Source organism: Bacillus sp. C30 (assembly GCF_040838255.1).
GTDB classification, from domain to species: Bacteria; Bacillota; Bacilli; order Bacillales; family Bacillaceae_G; genus Bacillus_A; species Bacillus_A mycoides.
In genome coordinates, this window is record NZ_JBFPJH010000418.1 from 1 (window position 1) to 2,596 (window position 2,596).

Genomic DNA, 2,596 nt, shown 5'->3' on the forward strand with positions numbered 1-2,596 from the left:
AAATATTACATATAGTAAATGGAAACTTATGGTGTAATTCTTTTAACAGGCTTAACATGATAACCATTATATAAGGTGCTTAGGCTCCTTTGAAAAAGTTCTTCTTTTCTGAAAAATGAATATTGATTCGTTATATGTAATAAAAATTCATAATAATAATTTTGTGTTTTCTAAATTTATTCCTTTACATCAATGTGTATTATTTATTACAACAGCTTTCATGTCAAAGATAAGATGTGAAAGAAAAGGGAAATATAAGTATCTTTATAACGAGTTCCTAATATAATCAATGTGTTAACGAAAGGAACTCTGTATTATGTTTGCTTTTCTATTAACTAATACAGCTTCAAAAAATAGACACAATTGTTACATACCAATTGTAATTTATTATCTATTCATAATTCTGTTTATTCTGTCTTTCTAAAAATAAAAAAATATTAGACTCGCAAATATAAACGTTATAATGAGGGCGTCGAGAGGTAACCGATTACCTACGAAGAAAATATCAAACATTTTAAAATTGGACAGACTGAAACGATTAATTACAGAAAGGTGTGTGACCAGAAGGGGAATTTCTTCAAAATAGTTTAGTAGCAGCGGACATCGTATTAGCTGGTGTAAACAATATCATCAATGGAAGTATAGGGTTGGAGGATAAATGCCTCGCACATTAAGAGAGACAGCTTTAGGTGGAATCGTTTACAATATGGCGCATCTAGTAAGCGGTTCATTTTTTAAGAATGGTCTATATTCTTAAGCCTAAAAAGAGACGTAAGAATAGGATACAAGGGGGATTTATTATATGAATGGGAATACTGCAAAAAAAATAGAATTTCAAGCTGAAAATAATGCAGTGAAAAATGAGAAATATCTAGATCCTAAAAAGTGGCATAAACAAGATACTACTTGGGCATTGAGCCTTTTTGGAACAGCAATTGGTGCAGGAGTACTCTTTTTACCTATTAATGCAGGTTCAGGTGGTTTATTATCATTACTGTTAATTACGATACTTGCATTTCCTGTTATGTATTATTCACATAGGGCACTTGCTAAAATGATATACGCTTCTAATTCTGCTGATGAGGGGATTACAGGCACAATAAGAGAGTATTTCGGAAATAAGGCAAGTATAATTTTTAACATAGTATATTTCGTTTCAATTTATACGATCGTGCTGATGTATTCGGTTGCACTTACAAATACTGCAAGTAGTTTTATCGTGCATCAATTGCACATGCAGGAGCCTCCAAGGGCCATTTTATCGCTTGTATTAGTACTCGGTCTTATCGCTATACTAAATTTTGGTCAAGATATCATTGTAAAGATAATGAGCATGCTAGTATATCCGTTTATTGCTTCTTTACTTTTTATTTCAATATCTTTAATTCCACAGTGGAATACGTCAATGCTTAGTTTTTCAAGTGCTACTACTGCTTCAACAGGAACAGGGTATTTTGGGGTGCTATTGATGATACTACCAATCATAGTATTTTCATTTAATCATTCTCCTCTTATTTCGTCATTTGTTATAAAGCAGAGAGCTACCTATGGAATAGAAGCTACTGATGCCAAATGTGCTCAAATACAAAAAGTTTGTTATATCATGACTTTCGTAGTAGTTATGTTCTTTGTTTGGAGTAGTGCACTGAGTTTAACTCCAAAAGATCTTATGATGGCTAAAGAACAAAACCTATCAATTCTATCGTATCTTGCTAATGAGCTTAATTCACCAGTAATCACTATTGCAGCTCCTATCATTGCTTTTGTGGCTATAACTAAGTCCTTCCTTGGCCATTATATAGGAGCATATGAGGTAATGCGTGACGTGATTATGAAGTTTGGTAAAACACGCGGAAAAAATATAGAAGAAAAAACAATTAAGACAGTGATCCTTACTTTTGTCGTATTAACATGTTGGTATGTTGCTTATGCAAATCCAAGTATTCTTGGAATCATTGATGCCCTTAGCGGTCCGTTAGTTGCTGCTATCTTATGTCTATTACCAATGTATGCGATTCGTAAAGTACCAGTACTAGCTAAATACAGAGGGAAAATGAGCAATGTGTTTGTCATTGTTGTAGGTATACTTACTGTCCTAGCAAGTATTAAGTCATTATTCTAATTCGCTATTGTTAGTTCAAGTGCTAAAATAGAGGGATATGAAAAAAGAATGAAAGAGATTATGGATAAGATACGTCCATATTCGAATTTTAAACAAGCTGTTTTATGAGGGTTAAACTCTAATATAAAAAGACATGAACAAAGATTAGTTCATGTCTTTTTTTGTGTTGGCATTATTCTTAGAAGAGCGTTTAAAGTAGCGGTAGCGAATAAAATGTTTTTACTAGGTATTTAAATAGAGGTAACTGGCATCTAGTCAAACTCAATATTATTTTGGGTTTAACTGGCCACTGCTTATGGGCAGTATAAACATAATATCTCTTTTAAATCTTCTAACACTTCTTCAGGAACTTCCCTGATTTTGATATCTTTACCTAGGAAAAGTAGCCAATTTGTTATTTCTATCAATTCATCGAGATTGTTAACATTGATAAAAGTTTTTAGAATGGCTGTGGATTGGTAAGGATTTGTATAG

At 32.5% G+C, this 2,596-nt stretch carries 1 protein-coding gene and 1 pseudogene; one reads left to right on the plus strand and one right to left on the minus strand.

Annotated features, from left to right (window positions below):
* Positions 1 to 802 precede the first annotated feature (802 nt).
* The gene (locus AB3X49_RS21110; RefSeq protein WP_367964548.1) at positions 803 to 2,122 is read left to right on the plus strand and encodes an aromatic amino acid transport family protein; all 1,320 of its coding nucleotides are present in this window, start codon (positions 803 to 805) and stop codon (positions 2,120 to 2,122) included.
* A 293-nt stretch (positions 2,123 to 2,415) separates the two neighbouring features.
* Here the strand turns inward: AB3X49_RS21110 and AB3X49_RS21115 are convergent.
* Positions 2,416 to 2,596 (minus strand): annotated as a pseudogene (locus AB3X49_RS21115) (helix-turn-helix transcriptional regulator); the annotation flags it as partial.

What these genes read in the sequence shown, in the direction of transcription:
- AB3X49_RS21110 (WP_367964548.1), top strand. Translation starts at nt 803, where the DNA reads ATGAATGGGAATACTGCAAAAAAAATAGAATTTCAAGCTGAAAATAAT.